Origin of the sequence: Ruegeria sp. HU-ET01832 (genome assembly GCF_040371315.1) — a bacterium.
Classification (GTDB): Bacteria; Pseudomonadota; Alphaproteobacteria; order Rhodobacterales; family Rhodobacteraceae; genus Ruegeria; species Ruegeria lacuscaerulensis_A.
This window is the reverse complement of sequence record NZ_BAABWL010000001.1, coordinates 82,012-104,294: the sequence shown is the minus strand read 5'-3', so window position 1 is coordinate 104,294 and position 22,283 is coordinate 82,012. Positions and strand designations below refer to the sequence as shown.

At 54.1% G+C, this 22,283-nt stretch carries 23 protein-coding genes and 1 other RNA gene; 10 read left to right on the top strand and 14 right to left on the bottom strand.

The window, feature by feature from the left end; genetic code table 11:
- Positions 1-3: 3 nt before the first annotated feature.
- The 10 genes from bamA to ABWV79_RS00495 form a co-directional block, all read right to left on the bottom strand.
- Positions 4-2,364, bottom strand: a complete 2,361-nt coding sequence (gene bamA, locus ABWV79_RS00540; protein ID WP_170354125.1) for an outer membrane protein assembly factor BamA — start codon at positions 2,362-2,364, stop codon at positions 4-6.
- A 376-nt stretch (positions 2,365-2,740) separates the two neighbouring features.
- On the bottom strand, positions 2,741-4,093 hold the full coding sequence (gene rseP, locus ABWV79_RS00535) for an RIP metalloprotease RseP (protein WP_353389667.1): 1,353 nt from the start codon (positions 4,091-4,093) through the stop codon (positions 2,741-2,743).
- Positions 4,094-4,097: 4 nt separating this feature from the next.
- Positions 4,098-5,270: a 1-deoxy-D-xylulose-5-phosphate reductoisomerase gene (gene dxr / locus ABWV79_RS00530; RefSeq protein WP_353389665.1), complete on the bottom strand. Its 1,173-nt coding sequence runs from the start codon at positions 5,268-5,270 to the stop codon at positions 4,098-4,100.
- The gene (locus ABWV79_RS00525) at positions 5,270-6,052 is read right to left on the bottom strand and encodes a phosphatidate cytidylyltransferase (protein ID WP_353389663.1); all 783 of its coding nucleotides are present in this window, start codon (positions 6,050-6,052) and stop codon (positions 5,270-5,272) included. The genes dxr and ABWV79_RS00525 overlap by 1 nt, the downstream gene beginning before the upstream one ends.
- Positions 6,049-6,780 (bottom strand): undecaprenyl pyrophosphate synthase, encoded by a 732-nt coding sequence (gene uppS / locus ABWV79_RS00520; RefSeq protein ID WP_170751124.1) that lies wholly within the window; start codon positions 6,778-6,780, stop codon positions 6,049-6,051. The genes ABWV79_RS00525 and uppS overlap by 4 nt, the downstream gene beginning before the upstream one ends.
- 7 nt (positions 6,781-6,787) lie before the next feature.
- Positions 6,788-7,351, bottom strand: coding sequence for a ribosome recycling factor (gene frr, locus ABWV79_RS00515; RefSeq protein WP_170354120.1), 564 nt, complete (start codon positions 7,349-7,351; stop codon positions 6,788-6,790).
- A 186-nt stretch (positions 7,352-7,537) separates the two neighbouring features.
- A complete protein-coding gene (gene acuI / locus ABWV79_RS00510) occupies positions 7,538-8,533 on the bottom strand; it encodes an acryloyl-CoA reductase (RefSeq protein ID WP_353389660.1) in 996 nt (331 codons plus the stop codon).
- Positions 8,534-8,633: 100 nt separating this feature from the next.
- Positions 8,634-9,737 carry a dimethylsulfoniopropionate demethylase gene (locus ABWV79_RS00505; RefSeq protein ID WP_353389658.1) on the bottom strand — a complete coding sequence of 368 codons (1,104 nt, stop codon included), beginning with the start codon at positions 9,735-9,737 and terminating at the stop codon, positions 8,634-8,636.
- A 209-nt stretch (positions 9,738-9,946) separates the two neighbouring features.
- Positions 9,947-10,651 (bottom strand): DUF1326 domain-containing protein, encoded by a 705-nt coding sequence (locus tag ABWV79_RS00500; protein ID WP_170354117.1) that lies wholly within the window; start codon positions 10,649-10,651, stop codon positions 9,947-9,949.
- A gap of 4 nt (positions 10,652-10,655) precedes the next feature.
- On the bottom strand, positions 10,656-11,447 hold the full coding sequence (locus tag ABWV79_RS00495) for a DUF2182 domain-containing protein (RefSeq protein WP_353389656.1): 792 nt from the start codon (positions 11,445-11,447) through the stop codon (positions 10,656-10,658).
- An 86-nt stretch (positions 11,448-11,533) separates the two neighbouring features.
- Between ABWV79_RS00495 and ABWV79_RS00490 the strand changes: the two genes are divergently transcribed.
- From ABWV79_RS00490 to ABWV79_RS00465, 6 genes are all read left to right on the top strand, one after another.
- Positions 11,534-12,265, top strand: a complete 732-nt coding sequence (locus tag ABWV79_RS00490) for a FadR/GntR family transcriptional regulator (protein ID WP_170354115.1) — start codon at positions 11,534-11,536, stop codon at positions 12,263-12,265.
- 10 nt (positions 12,266-12,275) lie between these two features.
- Positions 12,276-12,638 (top strand): DUF4345 family protein, encoded by a 363-nt coding sequence (locus tag ABWV79_RS00485; RefSeq protein WP_353389654.1) that lies wholly within the window; start codon positions 12,276-12,278, stop codon positions 12,636-12,638.
- A 35-nt stretch (positions 12,639-12,673) separates the two neighbouring features.
- Positions 12,674-13,020, top strand: a transfer-messenger RNA (tmRNA) gene (gene ssrA / locus ABWV79_RS00480).
- A 91-nt stretch (positions 13,021-13,111) separates the two neighbouring features.
- A complete protein-coding gene (locus tag ABWV79_RS00475; RefSeq protein WP_170354113.1) occupies positions 13,112-13,543 on the top strand; it encodes an ester cyclase in 432 nt (143 codons plus the stop codon).
- 147 nt (positions 13,544-13,690) lie between these two features.
- Entirely contained in the window at positions 13,691-14,944 is a 1,254-nt protein-coding gene (chrA, locus tag ABWV79_RS00470) for a chromate efflux transporter (RefSeq protein ID WP_353389652.1), read from the top strand.
- A 75-nt stretch (positions 14,945-15,019) separates the two neighbouring features.
- Positions 15,020-15,475: an SspB family protein gene (locus ABWV79_RS00465; protein ID WP_353389650.1), complete on the top strand. Its 456-nt coding sequence runs from the start codon at positions 15,020-15,022 to the stop codon at positions 15,473-15,475.
- An 8-nt stretch (positions 15,476-15,483) separates the two neighbouring features.
- On the opposite strand, the gene ABWV79_RS00460 is transcribed toward ABWV79_RS00465, so the two are convergent.
- A complete protein-coding gene (locus ABWV79_RS00460) occupies positions 15,484-16,047 on the bottom strand; it encodes a hypothetical protein (protein WP_331251804.1) in 564 nt (187 codons plus the stop codon).
- A 206-nt stretch (positions 16,048-16,253) separates the two neighbouring features.
- On the opposite strand from ABWV79_RS00460, the gene fumC reads away from it, so the two are divergent.
- The 4 genes from fumC to ABWV79_RS00440 all read left to right on the top strand — a co-directional run bounded on the left by fumC (position 16,254) and on the right by ABWV79_RS00440 (position 18,704).
- A complete protein-coding gene (fumC, locus tag ABWV79_RS00455) occupies positions 16,254-17,648 on the top strand; it encodes a class II fumarate hydratase (protein WP_170751107.1) in 1,395 nt (464 codons plus the stop codon).
- Entirely contained in the window at positions 17,648-17,824 is a 177-nt protein-coding gene (locus ABWV79_RS00450; protein ID WP_170354109.1) for a DUF4169 family protein, read from the top strand. Before fumC ends, ABWV79_RS00450 begins: the two co-directional genes overlap by 1 nt.
- Positions 17,821-18,036, top strand: a complete 216-nt coding sequence (locus ABWV79_RS00445) for a ribbon-helix-helix domain-containing protein (RefSeq protein WP_170354108.1) — start codon at positions 17,821-17,823, stop codon at positions 18,034-18,036. Before ABWV79_RS00450 ends, ABWV79_RS00445 begins: the two co-directional genes overlap by 4 nt.
- 65 nt (positions 18,037-18,101) lie before the next feature.
- Positions 18,102-18,704, top strand: a complete 603-nt coding sequence (locus tag ABWV79_RS00440; RefSeq protein ID WP_353389647.1) for a DNA-3-methyladenine glycosylase I — start codon at positions 18,102-18,104, stop codon at positions 18,702-18,704.
- 6 nt (positions 18,705-18,710) lie between these two features.
- Here ABWV79_RS00440 and ABWV79_RS00435 read toward each other — a convergent pair whose 3' ends face one another.
- The 3 genes from ABWV79_RS00435 to ABWV79_RS00425 form a co-directional block, all read right to left on the bottom strand.
- On the bottom strand, positions 18,711-19,592 hold the full coding sequence (locus ABWV79_RS00435) for a fructose bisphosphate aldolase (protein WP_353389645.1): 882 nt from the start codon (positions 19,590-19,592) through the stop codon (positions 18,711-18,713).
- A 72-nt stretch (positions 19,593-19,664) separates the two neighbouring features.
- Entirely contained in the window at positions 19,665-21,014 is a 1,350-nt protein-coding gene (locus ABWV79_RS00430; RefSeq protein WP_353389643.1) for a cytochrome P450, read from the bottom strand.
- Positions 21,011-22,225 (bottom strand): hypothetical protein, encoded by a 1,215-nt coding sequence (locus tag ABWV79_RS00425; RefSeq protein ID WP_353389642.1) that lies wholly within the window; start codon positions 22,223-22,225, stop codon positions 21,011-21,013. Before ABWV79_RS00425 ends, ABWV79_RS00430 begins: the two co-directional genes overlap by 4 nt.
- Positions 22,226-22,283: the final 58 nt, after the last annotated feature.

Sequence of the window (22,283 nt, the reverse complement as noted above, 5' to 3'; positions counted from 1 at the left end):
TTATCAGAACCGCGCCTGAATGGTCAGGTCAAAGCTCTGCTCTTGGTCAAAGTCCTCTTTCACCAGTGCCTTCGAGAAGTTGAAGCGCAGCGGACCAAACGGGGTGTCCCAAAGAACGGACACACCGATGACATGTCGGATCGACCCGTCCTCACCCACAATGTCGGCGCCGGCTGTGTTCACGTCGTCAAGATTGTACAGGTTGCCCACGTCGTAGAATACACCACCCCGCAGACCTAGCTCTTCAGGCAGGCCAAGGGGAAAATCGGATTCAAACCGCGCGACCCAGTAATAGTTCCCACCGATCGCGTCATCTTGACCATTGGACAGGTCACGTGGGCCAATACCCGACGGCTCGAAGCCACGGAACGTGCTTGGGCCCAAGACAAAGCGGTCAAGTGTTCGGCTGAAGTCATCTCCGGTCCAATGAAGCGCGCCCAGTTCAAGCGATGCCCGCAGCACCACTTCTTCACTCAGAACTCTGGTCTGCGCGATTGCACGTGCGGTGGTTTTGTAGAACTCATTGTCTCCGCCCAATCCCGCAGCATCGACACCAACTTCAAACAGTACGCCCGCGTTGGGGTTCAAGCCACCAAGGCGGCTGTCATACACATAAGACACGCCCAAAGAACTGGTCGAACGCTCACCCTGAGCGATCTCCGACGCAATGACAGCTCCGTTTATTTCATCGTCCTGCTGCGTCATTTCGCTGTTTTCCCAATTATAGCGAAGGCGCAACGACGACAGTTCACCGATTGCATAGCTTAGCTGAGGGGCAAAGAAGAGACGCTCGGTGTCAAAGCTGGCAAAGCTGGAATTGGTTGTTGCCAGACCAAGCCCCAAGTCAAAACGCAGCCTACGCCCCAGCAAGTAGGGTTCGGTAAAGTTGACAACGTATTGCTCCGAGTCCTGAGCCGTTGAAAGGGTAAGGCCAAGGTTTTGACCCCGTCCCAGAAAGTTAGACTCGTTCAAGCCCACGGCGATACCAAAGCCATCCGAGACCGAGAAGCTACCACCGAGGCTAAGCGACCCGGTAGGCTGTTCCTCCACATCAACGTCGACAATGACCTGACTTGGAGTAGACCCTTCGCGGGGTTCAACATCAGCCACAGCAAAGAACCCAAGGGCGCGGATACGTTCAGCGGCCTGCCGGATTTCACGGGGATTGAACGGATCACCTTCAACTGTGTCAAACTGCCGGCGGATAACCCGATCCAGCGTGGTTGTATTCCCTTCGATATCGATCCGTTCAACAAAAATGCGCGGCCCGCGGGTGAGTACAAATTGCACATCCAGGGTCAGATCGCTTGGATTGCGTGTGACGCGCGGTTCGACCCGCAAGAAATCAACACCCTGCTTGATCCCCAGACGCTCTTGCCGGGCAATCGAGTTTTCGATCAGTGAGGGCGAATAGGTGACACCCGGCTTGATCTTCAAAGCAGCCTGATAGTCTGCGGCGTCAACGCCGGGAATTTCACTGACTGTCGAAATCTGTCCAAACGAGAATTTTTGTCCTTCGGTGATGTTCATCACCAGAAAAAACGCGTCCCGTTCCTGAGTGAATTCGACATTTGTGCTGTTGACGCGAAAGTCGACATAGCCCCGCGACAGATAGAAATCCCGAATGACCTGCTGATCAAACTCGATGCGGTCCGCGATGAAGGTGTCTCCGCGCAGGAAGGTACGCAGGAAGTTTGCCTGTTTTGTTTCCAACACACGGCGCAACCTGCGGTCGGTATATGCACGGTTGCCTACAAAACTGACGCGCTCGATCTCAATGGTCGTACCTTCGGCCACCTCGAACACCAGATCGACCCGGTTATCACTGCGGCGGATAATGCGCGGGATCACCGTGGCAGATACACGCCCTTGGGCTGAATAAATCTGAGCAATCAGGTCCGCATCTGCTTCGGCGACCTGCGGCGTAAACACCCGACGCGGCTCTGACGATATGGCTTCGATCAAAACGTCATCTTTGACGCGACGGTTCCCCTCGATGCTGATCTGATTAATGGTCGGATATTCTTCGACCTCAATCACCAGAGTATTGCCGCGCGGAGTCAGCTCAACTGTTTCAAAAACACCACTGTCAAGCAAACGCTGAAAGGCATCGTTCAGTTCTCCAGCGGTGACAGTCTGTCCAGGTTCGATTCCTGTCCTGGTGATAATCGTCGAGGTTTCGATGCGCCTGTTGCCCTCGACCTCGAACGAATTGATGGTAAAGCTTTGGGCGTGCGCGGACTGCGGTGCAGCCATCAAACCCAACAAAACACAAAAAGAAATTACGGATAGCGCTCGCCACAAAATGTTGTCTGCTTGCGTCTGCCCCCCGCAGGATGTGCCTGCGCCTCGCCTATCAGTCATATTTTTCTCTACCCAAAAATTTAGGACTTTAATGCTGAGTAGCGGGATTAATATTCCTTGTCAAAAGGCCAAAAAGCAAAGCGGCCCGATGGGCCGCTATGATATTAATTCTGATGCTGGTTAAGAATCACAACAACGTGTCGCAGACCGCGCAAAGATTGGCTGCGAGAAGGAGATACCAGCATGCCAGCAGCGCTAATGCAGTCGCTCCAAAAAACAAAATTGAATCCCAGTTCAGCGTGAACAGACAGCTGAAGCTTCTGTACGAATCTTTCAATACACGTGTCATGGCTACCTCTGCGGCATTCAAACTCGTCAGAAAGTTAGTCGCAAAATGAGGCAGGAATGGGGCTTTCGCAGGTCGGTTGCGCCTTATTTAGCAGAACAGATCATTGGTGACGGAAAAGACCATCAAGCCAAGGATCAAGGAAACGCCCACACCCATCAGTACACGCAAAGCACCGTCACTGGGCGGCTTGCCCGCCACGGCTTCGTATGCGTAGAAAACCAGATGTCCGCCGTCCAAAGCAGGGATTGGGAACAGATTCAGCAATCCAACGGCCGTGGACAAAACCGCAATGAAGAATATGAAACTTTGCGCGCCCTGACTGGCCATCGCGCCAGATGTTTCGGCAATTCCGATAGGACCTGACATATTACAGGTGCTGATTGCGCCCGTAATCATGTGCCACAGACCCGACAACGACCCGTCAATGATACGCAGTGTTTGCTGTACTCCGCCGCTAAGGGAGGTGATGAGTCCAGCCGGCTCGCGTTCGGGTTCCAACATCATGCCGCCGACAATTCCGATACGCCAATGAGTCACGAACCCGCCTTCTTCCTGCGGTTCGTCCGTTCTGCGCGGCGCCAAAGCAAATTCCAGTTCGGCCCCGTCGCGCCACACATCCAGCAAGAGAACCTTGCCGTCGGACCGCTCCACGTGTTCTTTAAGTTGCTCAAAGGCATAGATGGGGTCGTCGTCGACTGCGTAGATGACGTCTCCGGCTTGCAGGTCGATATCCATGGCAGCACTGCGCGGTGCAACTTGCTGGATAAGGGGCGGATACAACCAAGGACCGACAACATCCAGCGTCTGATCATCCCGAAGGACTGTGTAATCCAGAACAGGTTTGACCGGCAATGTATCCGTAAAGTCCGTCCACGATTCACCCTCATCAAACGCAGGCAGTGGCTGACCTTCGATGGCCAAAATCTCATCGCCTTCACGCAGTTCCTGAACAGTGCCAGGAAGCGGGTAGAGCTTTCCGACGGTCAATGGGCTTTTGGTAACACCTTGTGACAGGAATATTAGCCCGAACACCAATATCGACATAACGAAATTGAACACCGGTCCGGCCGCAACGGTTGCTGATCGTGCCCAAAGCGGTGCGCCATGCATTGTGCGTCGAAGCTCTTCTGGGCTTTGTTCCCGGATTTCAGACATAGCAGTCTCGTCCTTGCCGGACGCCGCGTTGGCGTCCCCAAGAAATTTGACATAACCACCAAAGGGTAAAGCCGCGAATTGCCACCGGGTGCCGCGCTTGTCTACCCTGCTCCAAAGAACCGGACCAAAACCGATCGAGAAGACCTCGGCGTGTATTCCCGACCAGCGACCAACGATATAGTGGCCATATTCATGAACAGCGACAATCGCCGACAAAGCGATCACAAACGCACCGATGGTGTACAGCAAATTACCAAACTGAGGGATCAGCGAAAATACGTCCAAAATTCTATCCTGCTCTTTGGGTCACGGCTTCATCTACCCACTTACGTGCCAAATGGTCCGTTTGCTGTATGTTATCAAGTGTCATAGGGGCATCAATAAGGCCATTTTCGGCGTCAAACCGGTCCAGCACTGCAGCGACCATGTCTGCCATGGCCAGAAAACCGATATGACGCGCGATAAAGTGATCTAGCGCCCGCTCTTTCGCGGCGTTGAATACAGCACCTGCGAGGCCACCGCGCTCCATCACCTGTCGCGCCAATGCCAGCGCGGGATACCGCGTTTCGTCCGGTTCAATAAATCTAAGCTGACCAAGTTTAGCGAGGTTCAGGCGATCCACCGGAAGGTGACGTCGGTCTGGCCAATGTAACGCATATCCGATGGCATGGCGCATGTCGGGCGCGCCCATATGCGCCATAACGGCCCCGTCATCGAAACCCACCAAAGCGTGGACGATAGATTCCGGGTGCACAAGTACTTCTATCTGATCAGGCGAGATACCAAAAAACTCTTTGGTTTCTATCACCTCCAACGCCTTGTTGAACATCGAGGCGCTGTCGATCGTGATCCGTTGACCCATGTTCCAGTTGGGGTGGCTTGATGCCTGTTCGACCGTTGCATCTGCAAGATCTTCGAGCGGCCAATCCCGAAATGCACCGCCGCTTGCTGTAATGATAATACGCTCGACCGTCGCCATGTCCTCGCCGACAAGAGCTTGAAAAACGGCTGAGTGCTCGCTGTCGACCGGCAACAAACGCGCGTTGTGGTTCTGGGCCGTCTGCATCACCAGAGACCCGGCACACGCCAGAGTTTCTTTGTTCGCCAAAGCAAGCGTAGCGCCTTGTTTCAGCGCTTCTAAACCCGGCGGTAAGCCTGCCGCCCCGACAATAGCCGACATCACCCAATCCGACGGTCGCGCAGCGGCTTCGATCAGAGCGGTCGCGCCTGCGGCGACTTCTACACCGCTTCCGTCCAGAGCAGCCCGCAGGTCGTCCAGTTTGTCTTCATGGGCGGTCACCGCAATATCGGCATTCAGTCGGCGCGCATCCTGCGCGAGACGCTCGATATTCGCGCCTCCGGTCAATGCCACGATATCGTAGGCTTCGGGGTTGCGGTTGATCAGATCAATAGTGTTCTGGCCGATAGAACCGGTCGCCCCGAAAATGGAAATCTTGCGCATTACATGGCTCCTGGCGCGTAGAGCATCCCAGCAATCAAAACGAACAGCGCAGCGCCCATCATACCGTCAAACCGGTCAAGAAACCCTCCGTGACCCGGAATAAGGTTCGAGCTGTCCTTGACGCCAAATTTCCGCTTTGTGGCGCTTTCGATGATGTCTCCGGCCTGACTGGCCATTGAAGCCAAGACCGAGACAACCACAAACAACGAGCCAAACCCGGCATAGCTTGCAAAGATAACGCCGACAACCGCTGCTGCAACCCAGCCTCCAGCCGTGCCGGACCATGTCTTCTTTGGGCTAACTTTGGGCCAGAACTTGGGGCCACCTACAGCTTTGCCAACGAAGTACCCAGCCACATCCGTGACAACGACAACGGCGATCAGCCAGATCATCCAACCAAAGCCCATATTCTCGCGGATCGAGATGAACCCAAGACCTGCTGCTGCAATCCAGAAAGCGAACAGCGCATAGGTTCCCTTGGATCGGCTAACCTGCCCTGCCCCAACCAAGGCCGGCGCGGCCAAAAACGGCAATGTGTATAAGGGTGGTAAGTGATAGCTGAGAACGACCGCTGCGCCTGTCAGGACGCCAAGCTGTACCGCAACACCGGGTTTGCCGGGGTCAACCATACGGACCAGTTCCCACGTCATGAGACCACAGGCTACCGCGATGAAGGCTTCGAACCAAAGCCCGCCCAGCCAAACTTCGACAGCGCCTATGGCGACCAAAACAGCCGCCGACAGCACACGCGCGGTTAAATCAGACCATCGGCCTTCGCTCATGCTGGGATCGCTCCGAACCGGCGATCGCGTGCGCCATAACTGCGGCACAGCCGTTCCAGTTCTTCGGCCGTAAAATCCGGCCACAGAGTGTCAATGAACTCGTATTCGGAATAGGCAGACTGCCAGAGAAGAAAGTTAGAAATCCGAGCTTCTCCACTGGTGCGGATGACAAGATCCGGATCAGGAAGAACATGCGTATCCAAATACTTGGGCAGCGTCTCTTCATCCACGTCTTCAGGTCTCAGGCGCCCTTCGGCCACATCCAATGCCAGGCGTTTCGTTGCGCGCGCAACTTCATCCCGCCCACCGTAATTCAAGGCGATGGTCAGGTGGACCAGGTCGTTGCCCTTCGTTGCTTCTTCGAGGGTGTCCATCAAGTCGACCAACTTCGAATCCAACCGCAAACGGTCACCGATAAAACGAACGCGAATTCCGTTTTGGGCCAATGTCTTGGTTTCTTTAATGATATACCGCTTGAACAAGCTCATCAGGCCAGCAACTTCGGCCTGCGTCCGTTTCCAGTTTTCGGTCGAAAAGGCAAAGACCGTTAAATATTTGATCCCGAGACCCGGGCAAGCTTCGACCACATCCCTCACACGTCGTGCACCGGCCTGATGCCCAAATAGACGCGGCCTGCCCCGTGCCTGCGCCCAGCGTCCGTTGCCATCCATGATGATCGCAACGTGATGAGGGCCATCAATCGGCGCTGTATGAGGGGTATCAGGCATAATTCCGTCAGACCTGCATAATCTCGGCTTGCTTAGTTTCCAGCGCAGCGTCGACGGCCTTGATCATCTCATCCGTCAGGTCCTGAACTTCACTTTCCCAAAGCTTCTGGTCATCTTCCGACATCCCATCCGATTTGGCTTTCTTGATCTGGTCCATCCCGTCGCGGCGCACATTACGAATCGAGACCCGTGCGTGCTCGGCGTATTGGCCGGCGACCTTGCCCAGCTCGCGCCGACGTTCTTCGTTCAGTTCCGGAATAGGCAGCATGATGATCGTGCCGTTCAGTTGCGGATTGATCCCCAACCCGCTTTCGCGAATGGCTTTTTCAACTTTACCGACAAGGCCCTTGTCCCAAACGTTTACCGTAACCATCCGCGGTTCAGGAACGTTCACGGTCCCGACCTGATTGATCGGTGTCATCGAACCATAAGCATCAACCATAACAGGTTCCAACATTGATGCTGATGCGCGCCCGGTACGCAAAGACGCAAATTCGGTCCTGAGGTTCGCCATCGCGCCGTCCATGCGGCGTTTCAGATCATCGGTGTCCAGTTCGAAATCGTCAGACATTCTGCTCACTCCCCGTCTTCAGGTGCTGTTTGAAAGGCTCATAAGCCATCACAATCGGGATGTATAGCAATGATGCTCGGGAATTGTGCCAATGACCAGAGGTGTTTCCGGCTTTTTCTCGGTCATTAAAAGGCAGGTGGCCCGGCCAGTGGCGTGTCCGGCCGGGTCGCAGGATAAAGTTCCGGATCAGGCGTTTACGTCAACCACAACGCGGCCTTTGACCTGACCCTTGAGGATGTCAGCGCCAAATTGTGGCAGATCGCTCAGCGTGGCGGGGTGCACCATTGCCTCAAGCTTGTCCATCGGCAGGTCGGTTGCGACGCGTTGCCATGCACGAACACGGTTTTCGTAGGGCTGCATGACGCTGTCGATGCCCAGCAGGTTCACACCGCGCAGCAGGAACGGAATGACGGTTGCTGGAAGCCCGGCGCCCCCCGCCAGACCAACGGCCGAAACCGACGCACCGTATTTCATCTGACCCAGAACGCGGGCCAGCATATCACCTCCAACGGCGTCAACACAGCCTGCCCAAGTCTCGCTTTCCAACGGGCGCTTGGTTGTCTCGTTCAAGTCATCACGGGGGACAATGGTCGTGGCCCCCAGAGATTTGAGATAGTCGCCCGCTTCAGCCCGGCCTGTAACTGCCGCGACCTCGTAACCCAGGTTCGCCAAGATCGCCGTCGCGACCGAGCCAACGCCGCCCGCAGCACCGGTTACCAGAACCGGCCCGTTGCCAGGTTTAAGGCCGTGATCTTCAAGCGCCATAACGGCAAGCATCGCGGTGAAACCGGCGGTTCCGACTGCCATTGCCTGACGCGTGTCCAGCCCGTCCGGCAGCGGCACCAGCCAGTCCGCTTTTGCGTTAGCCTTTTGGGTATATCCACCCCAATGGGCCTCACCCACACGCCAGCCGGTCAGCACAACCTTGTCGCCGGGCTTATAGCGATCGTCCGAGGACGCCTCGACCGTACCGGCATAGTCAATGCCGGGCACATGCGGGTAATTGCGCACCAGACCGCCACCCTTGGGCGACATGCACAGTCCGTCCTTGTAGTTGACCGTCGAATATTCGACAGCCACCGTGACCTCACCCGAAGGCAGATCATCGGTTGAAAGTTGTTTGACCACGGGGCTGGCCAGTCCGCTCTCGTCGTCTTTTTCCATTACCAATGCATTAAACATCTGATTTCCTCTCGTTTCAGAAAAGCCAGGTCCAGTTCTTCACCTGGCGAAAAATATCTCGGGGGAACCGCGTAGCGGCGGGGGCAGAGCCCCTACCCCTTTAGATCCAGAACTTTTCCTGCACCTTGGCGCGGCGCATTCCGTCCGGCGTTTCCACTTCAACAACCGAACCCGCGTCCCAATGGCTCAGCCGCAACATGCCAATGGCGACGTTTGTCTGAAAGTCGGGGGACCACGCCGCCGAGGTTACCTGACCTACGCGCTTACCACCGGCCATCACTGACCACGGTTGATCGCAAGCAGGAACCGCATCGCCATCAATCGCAATGGGGCGAATTTGCTGAACGGGGCCTTCTTTCGCGACGCGTAGGAGCGCATCCCGCCCGATACAACCGATCGCCGTGTGCGTGTTGCAGAACTTGCCCAAACCGCACTCATGTGGCGTGTTGTCGTCTGTCATATCGTTGCCATAAGACAGCAGCCCACCTTCGATCCTCTCGATCAGGTTCGGGCATCCTGCGCGCACGTTCAGGTTTTCTCCGGCTGCAAACAGTGCGTTCCAGAGGGGCATCCCGATATCCGAGCCCTCGACATAGATTTCGAAGCCGCCCTGCTTGGAATAGCCCGACCGCGCGACCGCCAGATCGCGGCCTTCGAATTCGAACATGTCAAACTTGAAGAAACGGATATCGCGCACGCGATCACCGAAGACACGCGACATCAGTTCATCCGCTTTGGGCCCCTGCACTGCCAGTGGCGACACATCGGGTTCATCCACTAGCACATCCAGCCGATACCCGTTGGCAATCCCCTTGACCCAGAGCAGCAGATCGCTGTCCGCAATGGAAATCCACCAGCGGTCATCAGACAGTTTCACCGCCACAGGGTCATTCAGCATACCGCCTGTCTCATCGACGATTGGCACGTAATAGCACTGCCCTGGCAGCATCCCCCGCAGATCACGCGGGGTCAGCATTTGCATAAGCCGCGCCGCATCTGGCCCGCGCAGTTCAACCTGACGTTCGCAGGACACGTCCCAAACCTGAACATGTTCCTTCAGGTGGCGGTAATCTGCCTGGACACTTTCGAAAACCGTGGGCAAGCGCATACGGTTGTAGATGGTGTATGCTTTGACACCAGCTGCCTCGACACCTTCCGAAAACGGTGTGCGACGCAACCGGCGCGAGAGCGAAACTTGCGGCATTCAGGCCTCCTGCAAGATGGGGACCGGATCGTTGACAGGCCGCGTTGATCCATTTTCGGTCAACATCTTCTGGACCTGCCCGCGATGGTGGGTCTTGGGGTTAAGAGTGTAAGAATTCCATTGCCACCACAGCAATGTAGTGAAACATTCAGGACCCATTGGCGCTTGGGAGGATCAGCCTTGACCGCCCCGCTGCGCCATCAGGATCATCACTTTGGGCCAGTCCAATCAATCGGGCAAATTTCAGCCGACTTACCACCGAAATCCCATACGCGTCCGTAGTCGCGCACCTTGGATTTCGTACCCCGCGCAACGATGATGTCAGGTCCCATCCAGTATTTCGAATTTGATACCATAACAGGGTGGTCAGCGTCTTTCCCGGCCAGCATCTCGACCTCGCCCTGAATCTTTCGACCAATCGAAATGCGGCGTTTATTTCCGTCGCGCTCGATCTGGACCGGCGCTTTTTCGGCGCCAATAATCTCGCTCACCAGCATGGTGAACAAACCCGTGGTTCCGCCAGCTTGACCGCTGAAGATCTGTAGAAGCCCGTTATAGGCCTTGCCGCTTGCTCTTTCGTCAACATACGCAGCAACTTTCCACTGACCTTCACCCATCCGTCCGGGAATATCGACCAAAAGCCCAACATTCAGCCCCGACAGATCTTCGCCCTCATAGTGCCCTTCGTCGATAATGATACCCATCCAAGCATGACAATGCCCTTCGGTCGGAGGGTGCGCGCCTAGCGACACAACACACGGACAAAACACATCGCAGGAACAATTCAGGATTAGCTCACCCTTGATCGCCCAGTTCGTTGGCGACATCTCACGCCGCTTGGGATTTGGCATACGACTGTCAATACGTTGACTGATCGGCAACCTATCAGCTTCGGGTTTTCTGTTTTTTGCCATTAGCTTATCCTCCGAAAATATAGGGATAGATCAACAGGATGATACCGCCCGTGATCAGTGCAAACCCCAGCGGACGCGTGATCGCGTGGCCGATTTGGGGAAGTTTTTCGAGTACCATGAAGAAGGTCGCAAGACCCATCCACAACAGGCTCATGACGCCGCCCACAAAACCAAGCGCCATAAAGCCCCAGCAACAGCCGACACAGAATGCGCCAAGACCCAGTCCCATGCGCAAGCCGCCAGTAAAGCCGGTTTTCCAATGCCCAAGGAAATAGGTCATGGGGGCGTGACAGACGCCGTGGCAGACCTCTTTCGCGCGGGTGAACTGAAAAGCTCCGACCGCAATCATCAAGCCGCCTGATACAAGCCCGGATTTGGCAATGCCCAGCATGTCCACGACGCCGCCGAACAACAAAGCCAATTGCACCCCGGTGATCAGGGCGGCAAATCCGACCCAGACCACGAAATATCCGGTCAGGACACCCAACCACCCCGTGCGCGAGCCGTTTGCGCTGCGGATCAGATCGTCATAGCTGCGCAAGGTCGGGACCAAAGTTGGCAGCATCATCGCCGCCATCATGATTGCCCACATCCAGAACAAGGGGCCGAATTCGGCCATGGGCATATACATGTCCATTCGCGGGTCCATGGCGGCCATCGCCTGCCCCATCGGACCGGGGCGGCCGATAAAATCCACATCCATATTGCGGCTCATGGTGAACATCATCCACCACGCCCACAGGATCAGAATGTAGAATCCCAGCCACAAGCCACTGCGAAGTACAGCGCGACTCATATGCTCCTCCCGACTCAGTTCTTGCTTTTCAAATGTCAGACTTTTAAATGTCAGACAAATAAAAAAACACAGGCGGTCACAGGATTATGAAAATCGACCCTCGGAAACCTGCAGATTTATCTGCACAAATCGCACAAGCGATACGCGACGCCATCGTATCAGGCGAATTGATCGTTGATGAGCGTCTGCCGTCCGAAGCAGAACTGGCTGATCAGTTTGAAGTCTCGCGCCCCACGGTTCGTGAAGCGCTGAAAAGACTTGCTGCTCAGTCTCTTATTCGTACGCAACGTGGTGCTACCGGTGGCGCTTTTGTCAATCGCCTGAGTTTCGAAGACGCCTATTCCCAACAGATTACAACCTCAACCTTACTTTTGTCGATGAACACTGTCAGTTTCGATACCGCTTGCGAAGCGCGCTATGCACTGGAACGCGCCTGCGCTCGCCTTTCGTCGGAACGTCGGACGGCCGATCAGCTAGCCACGATGCGCGCCGAAATCTTCAGACAAGCACAGCCGGGCCTGACGGACGAAGCCTTCTGCGCCTCAGACGTGGCCTTTCATCGCGCTTTGGTCGACGGCGCCGGAAACCCCGTCCTGTCCTATCAGCTGGCCGGAGCCGTCGAGGCGATGCAACCGCTTATGAACATGATCACCTTTACGGCCAGATCCCGAGAAGAGATCATTTCGCTGCACACGCAGATCGCGGATGCCTTGGAGCGCGGTGATGTGGAAGAAGTTGACGATAGCCTTTTAAGACTTGAGAAATACACAAGAAAACTGGCGCGTGATGTCGCCGAAAAAAAGCGTAAACCAGCTTGATGAGGAACAGATGGTACCGGTCCTTAATGTTGTCGCAGCCTTACTAACTATTGCCTTTGGTCTGTTCGGCTTTCTTGCACCGGCGTGGACGGCGGCTTCGTTGGATTTAGCTCCAACGAGCAGCACCATGGGCCTAAGTGAGATGCGCGCATCGGTGGGAGGGCTTTTCGTCGTAACCGGGATAGCAGTTCTGTGGCTTAACGCGCCCATGGCTTATACGATGCTGGGTGTTGTGTACGCGGGCGCGGCACTCGGGCGGTTTGTGTCAGTCCTTTTGGACAACCCGCCTTTGGTCAAAGCAGTGACATTCGGTGGAATCGAAGCTGTTCTGGCTATTTGGTTGATTTTGGCCAACGTAAACAAAACAACGTAAGTATCTGTTTTGGCGCGCTTCACCCAAAAAACTCGGGAATTGCATCCCGAAAGCACCTCACCTATATATAACAGGTCCTTCGGGACTATGGACATAAACGCGCTCGTAATAAGCGGATCGGACCCGGGGGCGGTACCCGGCGGCTCCACCATAAACCTTCGTTTGGGGTGTTTGGGGCCGAAATAGGATCGACGAACGTCTAAAGGGGTTAGCTTTGTCCCGGCTGTCTGCCACCGTTATCGGCGAAACTAGTACAATTGCAAACGACAATCGTGCTCCGGTTGCAGTTGCTGCGTAAGCAGTAGCAAGACCGAAACTTAAGCCCTTGCGCCTAGCCGCGTAAGGCGGGGTTCGCAGGTACCTGGCAACAGAAACCTGCATTTTCCGCAAGATGTTTTTCTGCTGTCTGTCTGGCGTTCAGACTTTTTTCACTCCTTTTGCGCATGCTTGACCCACAATAAAGGAGAGCTGAGATGTCTCACGCAAAGGTGCTCAGAGAATGGTATTCCGAAGTCTGGGAAAAGGGGAATACTGATGCCATTGATACCTATTTTGCGCCGGAAACCATGGCCGAAGGGCTGATTCCAGAAATGCAGGTAGGTGCTGACGAATTCCGGGACCTCGTGATAGCTTTTCGGCATATCCTGGGTGACATCGAAGTCGACATGCCCAAAATCGTTGAAGATGGGGATTGGGTGTCAGCTATCATTCATCTGCGTACCACACGCGCCGACAACGGCGCTCCGTTACAGGCGACCGGCAGTATGATGGGTCGGATTAGAGATAATCGTGTGGTTGAGGTCTATAATCAGTTCGACTTCATCTCACTGTTTGAGCAGCTTGGCCAGTTTCCTCAGGATACCTTACCCATATGTATGACGGGTCAGAGGTTGGATTGGGCGTAAACCGCAGTTCCAATCTTTAAGCTGCGCTGTTTCCCCAACAACTCTGAATCCGCTCTGACAATTCTTGTCTGATCCCTGCTAAAAGCCTGTAACGCATGACGGTATCCGGATAGAAGACCCGCATAACAGGTCAGCGGATCGAAAACCATGGCGCCAAACACAGCGGAAATGATCAAAGTGTTCGGGCGCATCGGTCTTTTATCTTTTGGCGGCCCTGCAGCGCAGATTTCCTTAATGCATCAGGAGTTGGTCGAGGAACGTTCATGGTTGGACGAGCAAACATTCTTGCGCGCGCTCTCGTTGTGTATGTTGCTTCCCGGCCCAGAGGCAATGCAGTTGGCAACCTACGCAGGCTGGCGGCTACGTGGCGTTTTGGGCGGGTTGATTGCCGGCTTTCTGTTCGTTCTGCCCGGAGCTCTGGTTATTGCGGTGCTGGTGTCACTTTACGCGAATTACGGCGCGCTTCCGCTTGTGCAATCCGGGTTCTTGGGGATCAAAGCTGCGGTGATCATCATTGTTTTGCATGCTCTTAGAAACCTGTCCCGAAAAGCGCTGAAAGATACTGAGCATATTGGCGTTGCCGCTCTGAGTTTTCTGTCGATCTTTCTTCTTAACCTGCCCTTTCCACTGATAATCGTGGCCGCCGCGGTTTGGGGGTTTTTTAGGTTCCAGAGCGACGGCCAAACTGGGACAATGAATAAGGTCGACGCTCCAACAGGATATATCCGAACCGGACTGACCTGGGTGACGCTTTGGTTGGCGCCTTTGATTTTGCTTAGTCTGACGGGTCAGAAATTACTGGCGGAACTCGGCTGGTTCTTCGCACGTCTTGCAGTTGTGACCTTTGGTGGTGCTTACGCAGTGTTGGCGTATATGACCCAAACGGTCGTAGACAAGTATCACTGGATCAGCACACCGCAGATGATTGATGCACTTGGATTGGCCGAAACGACTCCAGGTCCTTTGATTTTAGTGACCCAATTCGTGGCTATGCTTACCGGTCAGGCGGATGGAGGGTTTCCACTTGCCCTCGCGGCCGGTGCAGTTGCGCTTTGGGCAACATTCGTCCCATGCTTTCTATGGATTTTCATGGCCGCACCTTATCTGGATCACCTCGCAAGCCGCCCAAGATTGTCAGCGGCTCTGAACGGAATCACAGCAGCGGTCGTGGGTGTGATTCTCAATTTGTCGGTGTGGTTCGGCTTAAATGTGCTGTTCCACAATGTCCCGCAGAAAACATGGGGTTTCTTTTCGTTTCCTTGGCCTGACTATGCATCCGCGAACCTGATCGCTTTGTGTCTTGTAGTGTTGGCTTGGGTGTTGATATTTAAATTCAAATTTGGCATGGGGCGAACATTGGCCATGATGGCGGCGGCCGGAATGGCCTCTCACTTCCTATGAACAATCCGCCTAATCGTGGTCTTTCGTTTCCGGCGAAATCGCTTATGCTTAGAACATCAATTTTGAGGAAGACACATGTCGCAGGACATTGATTACGGGAACCTTATGCACACGGCGATGCGTGGGCTAATCAAGAAGGTTCTGACAAGCGTTTCGAAAAACGGCCTGCCAGGGGCGCATCATTTCTTTATTACCTTCGACACCCAACAAGATGGGGTGGAATTGGCTGACTGGCTGCGCGACAGATATCCCGATGAAATGACAATCGTCGTGCAGCACTGGTTTGAAAACCTAGAGGTCGGCGACAAGGGGTTCGCGATCACACTGAATTTTGGCGACGCGCCTGAGCCGCTTTATATCCCTTATTCGTCCATCAAAACGTTTGTTGACCCCTCGGTCGAGTTTGGTTTGCGCTTCGAAAGCCCGGAAGAGGAAGAGGTTGCTCAATTGATCGAAGACGCTATCGAAGTTGAGGAAGAAGAGGAGCAACACGACGCCGACGTCGTTTCGCTCGACAGCTTTCGCAAATAACCGCTGGATTATTGACGCTTTAGAAAAGTCTCGACTGATCGGGACTTCACTCCGTTTCTGAACCGCGAAAACGACAGATTCAGACCGCCTTCGGTCAGCGTTCGATCGTATTGCTGCAGCTCGTAGCCACCGTTTTCGTCGATGAACAAGGAAAAAACTGTCATTGTTTGCCCATCGATCCGGCCCCATACGAACGGTTCGCCCTGCATCGGATCCAAGGGCACTTCGTGTCCAAAGACATTACGTCTCATTGCGGCAGAAAATACGTCTGTACGCTCGGACTCTTTGAAATCAATGGAAAACGACTGCTCTTTTATCCGACCGTCTGCTTTGTAGGTCGTTGTTTTCCAACTGACATTAAACCCATCTTTAAGTTCGTGGATCGAGACGCTCATGTCCCTGGGGACTTCACCTCCATCCGCGTCCACCATGTTTGCAGAGCCAACATAGTCACCGACAAAGGGGGCGATTTCGTCAGCAAGAACAGGTTGAGACGAAAGCGTAACGCACACGAGCGCAACAACAGAGAACGTGAGCATTTTTAGGGCAAGTAGCCGTTCTGAAAGTAACACGAGACTCTCCGCAACATTGACTAACTTATTCTAGCCCACCTGTTAGCACGCACAATGGGTCGAATTGTAATCCCCTAAATAAAATGAAGCATTTGTCGATCTATACCTTTGTGAACCATAAGTTTAAGGTGCGCGAAACTGCCCGATTGCACGGTGGCGTAGTGGCAGGTAAATGGCATACGACTGTATACAAGACGGAGTGACAGATGTCCCAGACCCGCACAGAATCCGACAGCTTTGGCCCGCTGGAGGTTCCTTCGGATAAATATTGGGGTGCGCAGACCCAGCGCTCCATCATGAATTTCCCCATTGGATGGGAGAAACAGCCTGTGGCCATCGTGCGGGCCTTGGGCGTTATCAAAAAAGCCTGTGCAATGGAGAACAAGGCGACCGGTAAACTGGACGCTCGGATCGCTGACGCCATCATTCAGGCCGCCGGAGAAGTCTTCGAAGGCAAGTTCGACGACAACTTCCCACTGGTCGTGTGGCAAACCGGGTCGGGAACTCAGTCCAACATGAATTCGAACGAGGTCATCGCGAACCGTGCGATCGAGATCCTGGGCGGCGTTATCGGATCCAAGGATCCCGTGCACCCCAATGACCATTGCAACATGGGACAATCTTCGAACGACACCTTCCCCACCGCCATGCACATCGCAACAGCCATGAGCGTGCGTGACGTACTGTTGCCTGGGCTCGAAAAGCTAGCCTTGGGTTTGGAGCAGAAATCCGAGGAATTCAAAGATATTATCAAGATCGGGCGGACTCATACACAAGACGCAACGCCGCTGACTCTGGGTCAGGAATTCGGTGGCTACGCCCATCAGATCCGTCAAGGGATCGAGCGCGTAAAGGCCGCTATGCCCGGTATCTATGAGCTAGCTCAGGGAGGCACAGCCGTGGGCACCGGTTTGAACACTCAAAACGGCTGGGGTGAAGCCGTTGCAGCAAATATGGCCGAGATCACCGGCTTGCCCTTCGTGACCGCGCCTAACAAGTTTGAGGCGCTGGCCGCGCATGACGCCATGGTCTTTTTGTCGGGCGCTTTGGCGACAATCGCGGGTAGCTGTTATAAAATTGCCAACGATATCCGTCTGTTGGGATCGGGTCCTCGATCGGGTCTGGGCGAATTGATCTTGCCGGAAAACGAACCGGGTTCGTCAATTATGCCGGGCAAAGTGAACCCCACACAGGCCGAGGCACTGACACAGGTCGCGGCGCATGTCATGGGCAATGACGCCGCCGTCAAGTTTGCCGGTAGCCAGGGCCACTTCGAGTTGAATGTTTACAACCCGATGATGTCCTACAACCTGTTGCAGTCAATCCAGCTTTTGGGCGACGCAGCCGATAGCTTTACCGAACGGATGCTACTGGGCATTCAGGCAAACGAGCCGCGCATTGAAAAGCTGATGAAGGAATCGCTGATGCTGGTGACGGCTCTGGCGCCCACCATCGGCTATGACAACGCCACGACGGTTGCAAAGACTGCGCATAAGAACGGCACGACCCTCAAGGAAGAGGCCATCGCCCTGGGTTTTGTGGATGAAGCGACATTTGACGCCGTGGTCCGCCCCGAGCAAATGATCGGTCCAAAGGACTGATGAGTAAGCCGGTCAATCTGAACCGGTATCGAAAGGAAAAAGCGCGGGCTGAAAAGAAGGCCCGCGCCGACCAGAATGCTATTACCTTTGGGCGTAAAAAGTCAGAAAGAGATGCAGCCGAAAAAGTACTGAACAAGCAACGCCGCGACTTGGACAACCATGAGTTGGACGAATGAGCGGCCGCCCCGTCAAACGGTCCCTGACCCTGAAGGGACACCGTACTTCGGTATCGCTCGAGGATGAGTTCTGGCAGGCATTCCGAGACATTGCCAAAATTAAGGATATTCCAATCAATGCGCTAGCGGCTGAAATTGACGTGTCTCGTGATCCCGAAATCGGCTTGGCATCTGCAATTCGTGTATACATTTTGAACTGGTATCGCGCCTGATATTGGGTGCTTGATTTAAAACTATCGGGCTGTGTATGCTCGACCGGAACAAAAGTGGTACATACATGAGCCAGACTACACAAGGACCGGACGGTCAGCCTCGCTGCAAATGGTGCCAGGCCGCTCCTGAGTTTTTCGATTATCATGACAACGAATGGGGATATCCCGTTGCGGATGACCAACGCTTGTTCGAAAAGCTATGTCTCGAAAGTTTTCAATCCGGGTTGAGCTGGCGGACAATCCTATCCAAGCGCGAGAACTTTCGGAGAGCGTTTAAACAATTCGAAATCAACGCTGTAGCGGCGTTTGATGACGCAGATATTGAACGTCTTTTGCACGATGAAGGAATTGTCCGACATCGCGGCAAAGTACAAGCCGTCATAAATAACGCCCAATGCGCACAGCGTCTGATCACTGAATACGGATCACTGGCTGCTTATGTCTGGCAGTATGAGGCGGATATGCCACCCGAACCTCAGACAGCATCAACCTCGGCTGAGTCTGTGGCCATGTCCAAGGATCTCAAAAAGAGAGGTTGGAAATTCGTTGGGCCAACCACTGTTTTTGCGTTCATGCAAGCGATGGGCCTTGTAAATGATCACGCAAATGGATGCGTAATGCGCGAAAAAGCGGCGCAGAATCGCCGCGATTTCATTGTGCCAACGTAGATCTGTTTAAATCGACGCGCGGTAGATTTTCTCGATATTCCCACCCAGAGCCGCATTGAACTCATCATTCGATTGCTGTTTGGACAGTCCCTCGGTCAGAGCACGCGAGAAAGATGCGATCATTTTACCGTTCTGACCCAACAGATCGCAGGCTTGTTCTGTCGAATATCCGCCCGACAAAGCAACCACACGCACCACGCGTGGATGATCGGCAACGGCGTCATACAGGTTCGCATTGGTGGGGATCGTCAATTTCAGCATCAAATCCTGTCCCTCATCCAATTGATCAAGGTTTTTAAGGATTTCAGCCTTCAGAATGTCTTCGGCTTCGGCCTTGGTTGCCGAGTTAATATTCACCTCAGGCTCGACAATCGGAACCATATCAGCCGCAATCACTTCCCGCGCAATGTCGAATTGTTGCGCAACTACAGCTGCGATGCCCTCGGCATTGGCTTCATGAATAACCGAGCGTTCTTTAGTTCCAAACACGCCTGACGCTTTCGCTAGGGTGTCGGCTAGACCAGGGATCGGCTTCATCATCTGAACGCCATTCGCCTCGTCCTCTAACCCTTTGTCGATCTTGAGAAAAGGCACGATGCGCTTTTCCGACCAAAGGAAATCAGCGACTTTTCGGCCATCAATTTCTTCACCCAGTGTCCGTTCGAACAGGATGGCTCCGATAACTTTTTCATTGGTGAAATCATCTGCCAGGATAATCCGGGCGCGCATCTTCTGAATTTCCCCAAACATCTCCTCGTCCGAGGAATAGTCTGATGCCTCAACCCCATAGAGTGCCAGCGCTTTGGGTGTCGAGCCGCCGCTTTGATCCAGTGCTGCAATAAAGCCAGCTCCATTGGACATTTGCTCGCGCTGTTCTGATTTGGACATATGATATTCCCGTTCGAAATGATTCCGCTGTTTTCAACCGCATACAGCATGGCGCATCACGATGGTAGTTTGTTAGCGCTCAACGATGCGCAACCAAATTCCGTCTTTCGACCGGACAGTCAGATGCGCCACCGGAATCGGCGTTTTGCCCTCGATTAACTCTAACCGGAAGTGCTGCAGCAATTTAGTCAGGATCAATGGGCCCTCGATCATGGCAAATCCAGCGCCCGAGCACACACGAGGACCAGCTGAGAACGGAATGAAGGCTTCTCGCTGGCAACGCTTGCCGTTTTCCGTGACCCATCTGTTCGGATCAAACTCATCCGGATGATCCCAAAGGCGTTCGTGCCGGTGAAGATGCCACGGGCTGATAACGATTTGAGCCCCTTTTGGAACGTCGCGGTCGCGAAAGCGTTGGGGGCACGTAGTTTCGCGCACCATCATGGGGACAGGCGGGTAAAGTCGAAGCGTCTCGCGAAAGACATCTCTGCTCAGCTTTAGCTTCGACATTTCCGTGATATCGGAGAGATTTACAGCCCGAGCTTCGGCAGCAAGCTTATCTTGCCACTCTGGATATAAGGCCATCAGGTACAACGCCCAAGCCAGAGCCGAGGCGCTTGTTTCATGGCCTGCCAGAAAGAAAATCGCAACTTGGTCGACCATCTCATTAGTGTCGAAACGTGTCCCGGTCTCAGGATCCGGAGTCGTCATGATTTTAGTTGCCAGATCGTTGGGCGCACATCCTCGCGCAATTAACTCAGCACGTTGTTGCGTCAGCCTCCCAATCAAAGCCCTTATTTCATTTGCGTTTTTTCGAGTTCTTGAAGAATGGAACCGAGGCATCCACCGTGGTAGCGGAACAAATGCGGCCAGGTTCAACAAGGGTTGCTGGCGCTGGTAAGCCCTGAACTTCTGAAAGACTTGCGCCGCGACTTCATGTTCGATCGGCACTGAGAATAAGGTTCGAAAGATAACATCGGCGGCGGCATGGCTTGTTAACTCTTCACATTCGATGTCGGTGCCGACCAGAGAGCGTATTCGTCGCACTGCTGCTTCCGCGGCTTGAAGCATCGCAGGGAACGTATCTTTAAGCCGCCCCCCCTCAAACGCCGGGTCGATGATCCTGCGTTGTCGTTTCCACGTTTCACCATTGGTTAAGAAAACAGACTCTCCTAAAAGTGGTCGTAAGCCTTCCCTGATGCGTTCAGATTTAGGAAAACTTTCCGTTCGTTTTTTTAAAACAGTTTCAACAAGTTCAGGCTGGTTCATCATGTACGATCGGAAGAACGGAGTCCGAAACTCGGCCATCCATGCGCGATACAGGCGTTGCGGTTGTGCGGAAAGGATATCTTGACGAAACAGCTTGAGGTACCGCCACAGCGAAACATGGTTTGGGCGTGAGGGCGGCTTTGGCGGTATCACAGCATCACCGTCCGGTGCTTTGAGACTGCGATATCGATACGGGACTTAGACGAACTACGACCACGGAATCTCTGGGCCAAAGACTGAGGTCCGGCCGTAATGCGGAAATAGTCGTACGCCCCGACACGATCAAAGGCGCACAGATACTGAAAATGAAGACGAAAGAAACGCCACCGCAAAGCCTGCCAACGCTCTGGCGAAAGTGTTTGCGTGAATGCTGCCGACAAGACCAAGGGCCATTTTTTACTTTCGGTTGAGACGCCGGAAACGCCGACAGGGTCGCAAAGAGCAAAAGAACATCCGTCACCCGGAGCCGATACGTCCACCCAGGTGAGATTGTACTGAACGGAAAGAAATTGAAGATCCGTCCGCAACTCTTTGGCATTTGGGAGAAACGACACCATTGGCACGACCTGACCCAAGGATAGGAAAGACAGAGCTGGTCGGAAACCTGTGTCCGGTGCACTCCTGATTACATCAGCCAGAACTGAGACCCCGATATGTGCGCCGGAACTGTGGCCAACAACCAAGACTTCATCCACGTCCGTAGCCAGCGCCTGCCTAATCAGTTCGGTGAATTCAGTCATGCGTTTACGCAAAGCGGCGGGCGTTTCACCCTTTAAGCTCGCCGAATAAGCGTAGTCGTGCATCAGATAATAAGCGAATAGCTTGTTGTCGATCTTTTGAAACCAACGCAAAAGCAGGCAGAACGTCAGAATGGCTGGAGCAATGGCAAAGAGGTCAAAGAACTGGCTGCCGCCTTTCCAGACGCCCCAGGCTATGGCCAGTGCTGCGGCCAGCTGAAACACAAGCATCGCAAGCGGATAAAGTGCAGCGATTACAGGCCCTTTGCGTAAACGCATCAGTCGTCTAAACGTCCCAGTAGCAAGGTAGATCCACGCGGTTCTAACCAGTTGCACATAAGTCGCAACAACCGAGTTGGACATGCTGTCCCTGACAATATCCGACCAGACCAACACCTGAATCTGTGTCTCAACCTCGGTTCCGTCTTGTTCCGAATGGACATGCCATCCAAAGGGACCGTCCCCCATTTTGGCTGAAACCGATATCTGATATCCTGACAACGCGGACTGCGCCGCCCCTTCCGAGCGGTACAGTTCGCGGTATCTGCGAGGATGTATGGGATCATAACCGGGAATGTAAAACACCCGGCGCCGTTTGACCTGCTCTTGGTTTTCGTGACTGTTCATAGTCTTACCTTCTGCTGAGCAGATTAGCGTAGCGTTATCATCAAGGTAAGTCAGATCA

What these genes read in the sequence shown, in the direction of transcription:
- fumC (WP_170751107.1), top strand. Translation starts at nt 16,254, where the DNA reads ATGTCCCAGACCCGCACAGAATCCGACAGCTTTGGCCCGCTGGAGGTT.
- acuI (WP_353389660.1), bottom strand. Translation starts at nt 8,533, where the DNA reads ATGTTTAATGCATTGGTAATGGAAAAAGACGACGAGAGCGGACTGGCC.
- ABWV79_RS00440 (WP_353389647.1), top strand. Translation starts at nt 18,102, where the DNA reads ATGAGCCAGACTACACAAGGACCGGACGGTCAGCCTCGCTGCAAATGG.
- bamA (WP_170354125.1), bottom strand. Translation starts at nt 2,364, where the DNA reads ATGACTGATAGGCGAGGCGCAGGCACATCCTGCGGGGGGCAGACGCAA.
- ABWV79_RS00445 (WP_170354108.1), top strand. Translation starts at nt 17,821, where the DNA reads ATGAGCGGCCGCCCCGTCAAACGGTCCCTGACCCTGAAGGGACACCGT.
- ABWV79_RS00450 (WP_170354109.1), top strand. Translation starts at nt 17,648, where the DNA reads ATGAGTAAGCCGGTCAATCTGAACCGGTATCGAAAGGAAAAAGCGCGG.
- ABWV79_RS00475 (WP_170354113.1), top strand. Translation starts at nt 13,112, where the DNA reads ATGTCTCACGCAAAGGTGCTCAGAGAATGGTATTCCGAAGTCTGGGAA.
- ABWV79_RS00495 (WP_353389656.1), bottom strand. Translation starts at nt 11,447, where the DNA reads ATGAGTCGCGCTGTACTTCGCAGTGGCTTGTGGCTGGGATTCTACATT.
- ABWV79_RS00490 (WP_170354115.1), top strand. Translation starts at nt 11,534, where the DNA reads ATGAAAATCGACCCTCGGAAACCTGCAGATTTATCTGCACAAATCGCA.
- ABWV79_RS00505 (WP_353389658.1), bottom strand. Translation starts at nt 9,737, where the DNA reads ATGCCGCAAGTTTCGCTCTCGCGCCGGTTGCGTCGCACACCGTTTTCG.
- uppS (WP_170751124.1), bottom strand. Translation starts at nt 6,780, where the DNA reads ATGCCTGATACCCCTCATACAGCGCCGATTGATGGCCCTCATCACGTT.
- ABWV79_RS00425 (WP_353389642.1), bottom strand. Translation starts at nt 22,225, where the DNA reads ATGAACAGTCACGAAAACCAAGAGCAGGTCAAACGGCGCCGGGTGTTT.
- ABWV79_RS00435 (WP_353389645.1), bottom strand. Translation starts at nt 19,592, where the DNA reads ATGTCCAAATCAGAACAGCGCGAGCAAATGTCCAATGGAGCTGGCTTT.
- frr (WP_170354120.1), bottom strand. Translation starts at nt 7,351, where the DNA reads ATGTCTGACGATTTCGAACTGGACACCGATGATCTGAAACGCCGCATG.
- ABWV79_RS00525 (WP_353389663.1), bottom strand. Translation starts at nt 6,052, where the DNA reads ATGAGCGAAGGCCGATGGTCTGATTTAACCGCGCGTGTGCTGTCGGCG.
- ABWV79_RS00485 (WP_353389654.1), top strand. Translation starts at nt 12,276, where the DNA reads ATGGTACCGGTCCTTAATGTTGTCGCAGCCTTACTAACTATTGCCTTT.
- dxr (WP_353389665.1), bottom strand. Translation starts at nt 5,270, where the DNA reads ATGCGCAAGATTTCCATTTTCGGGGCGACCGGTTCTATCGGCCAGAAC.
- ABWV79_RS00465 (WP_353389650.1), top strand. Translation starts at nt 15,020, where the DNA reads ATGTCGCAGGACATTGATTACGGGAACCTTATGCACACGGCGATGCGT.
- ABWV79_RS00500 (WP_170354117.1), bottom strand. Translation starts at nt 10,651, where the DNA reads ATGGCAAAAAACAGAAAACCCGAAGCTGATAGGTTGCCGATCAGTCAA.
- chrA (WP_353389652.1), top strand. Translation starts at nt 13,691, where the DNA reads ATGGCGCCAAACACAGCGGAAATGATCAAAGTGTTCGGGCGCATCGGT.